Origin of the sequence: Micromonospora sp. D75 (assembly GCF_018070405.1) — a bacterium.
Taxonomy (GTDB): domain Bacteria; phylum Actinomycetota; class Actinomycetes; order Mycobacteriales; family Micromonosporaceae; genus Micromonospora; species Micromonospora chalcea.
The window spans coordinates 1-1954 of sequence record NZ_JAGPXV010000859.1; the positions used below are offsets into that span (position 1 = coordinate 1).

The window sequence follows — 1954 nt, forward strand, 5'->3', positions numbered from 1 at the left end:
GATGTCGAGCGCGGCGACCAGACCGGTCGTGCTCACCTCGGGCATGGTCAGAGCAGCCCGGCCAGTTCCAGCTGGGTACGCACGCGGCCCGTCTCGGCGTCGTCCAGCGGCCGCAGCGGCAGCGACACCGCGTTGCCGGCGATGACGCCGAGCAGGGACAGCGCGGTCTTGAACGCGCCGACGCCCCGGGTGGCGCCCGCCGAGGTGGCCGGGTCGGCCGCGTCGACGATGCGGAACAACCGGGTCAGGCGGTCCTGCTCCCGGCGGGCCGCGGCCCAGTCGCCGGCCACGCAGGCGCGGTGCAGCCGCACGTACCCGGCCGGGTCCACGTTGCCCAGTCCGGGCACCGAGCCGGAGCCACCGGCGAGCATCATCGCGTCGACCACGACCTCGTGGCCGGTGAGCAGGCTGAAGTCGCGCTCCGGCGCGTGCTCGGCGATGGCGAGCGCCAGCTGGCGGAACGCGACGTCGTCGCCGCTGGAGTCCTTGACGCCGGCCAGCACACCCTCGGTGGCGAGGCGGGTCAGCAGGTCGACGGAGAGCTTGCTGTGCACGCAGACCGGGATGTCGTACGCCAGCAGCGGAAGCTCGACCGCCGCGGCGACGGCGCGGAAGTGCCGCTCGATCTCGTGCGGGCCGACGATGGCGTAGAACGGGGCGGTCACGACGAGGCCGTCCGCGCCCAGCCGGGTGGACGCCTCGGCCCGCTCCACGACCCGGCGGGTGGTGGGTTCGATGCAGCCGGCGAGGACCGGCACGGCGCCGCCGGCGGTCTTGACGATGGTCTCCAGCGCGAGGTCCCGCTGCCGGTCGGTGAGGAAGACCGTCTCGCCGGAGCTGCCGAGGGCGAAGATGCCGTCGACGCCGGCGTCGAGCAGCCATTCGACCAGCCGTTCCAGGGAGTGGACGTCGACCTCGCCCTCTTCGGTCAGGGGGGTGACGGCCGGCGGCACGACTCCGGCGAACCGCGGGGCTGGGGTGGTCACAGGTTCTCCTCGACAGACTCAGTTGTGGTGCGGCCGGTCGCCGAGGTGGCGAGCGCGACCAGTTCGGTGTTGGCGGTGCCGGCGGGCACCGGGTGGTGGCAGCGGAACTCGTGGCCCGCGCCCTCGGCGGGGCGCGGCGCGGGCATGTCCACGGCGCAGCCGTCGGTGGCGGCCCAGCAGCGGGTCCGGAACGGGCAGCCGCTCGGCGGCCGGGTCGCCGACGGGACCGGGCCGACCAGCGGAATGGGCTCGATCGGTGAGAGCAGGCCCGGCGTGGCCGAGAACAACGCCCGGGTGTACGGGTGGCGGCCGCCCTCGGGCAGCAGGTCGGCGGGGGTCTGCTCGACGATGCGGCCCAGGTACATGGTGACGACCCGGTCGCTGACCCGCTTGACGGTCTGGATGTCGTGCGACACCAGCACCATGGCCAGGCCGAGCCGATCCTTGAGGTCCAGCAGCAGGTTGAGGATCTGCGCGCGGACCGACACGTCGAGCGCGCTGGTCGGCTCGTCGGCGATGACCAGCCCCGGTTCCAGGGCCAGCGCGCGGGCGATGGACACCCGCTGGCGCTGGCCGCCGGAGAGCTGGCTGGGCAGCACGTCGGCGACCGAGCGGGGCAGGCCGACCAGGGCCATCAGCTCGGTCACCCGCTGCTCGCGCTGCTGCCGGGTGCCCCGGCGGTGCACGTCGAGCGGGTCGCGCAGGATGTCGCGTACCGGCATCCGGCGGTTCAGTGAGGTGGCCGGGTCCTGGAAGATCATGCCGACGCCGGCGCCGATGTGCTCGCGCCGCTCGGTGGCGGTCATCGACCACACGTCCTTGCCGGCGAAGGACACCGTGCCGGCGGTCGGCCGTTGCAGGCCGACGAGCACCTTGGCGAGGGTGGACTTGCCGCAGCCGGACTCGCCGACGATGCCGACCGTCTCGCCGGCCCGGATGACCAGGTCGGCGCCGGTGAGCGCGTAGAC

The 1954-nt window shown here is 74.0% G+C and carries 2 protein-coding genes; both read right to left on the reverse strand.

Annotated elements, in window-relative coordinates; genetic code table 11:
• Positions 1-47: 47 nt before the first annotated feature.
• Positions 48-986, reverse strand: coding sequence for a dihydrodipicolinate synthase family protein (locus KBX39_RS29975; protein WP_113974298.1), 939 nt, complete (start codon positions 984-986; stop codon positions 48-50).
• Positions 983-1954, reverse strand: a 972-nt coding sequence (locus KBX39_RS29980) for an ABC transporter ATP-binding protein (protein WP_210873765.1), incomplete at its 5' end; no start/stop codon positions are given. The genes KBX39_RS29975 and KBX39_RS29980, both read right to left, overlap by 4 nt.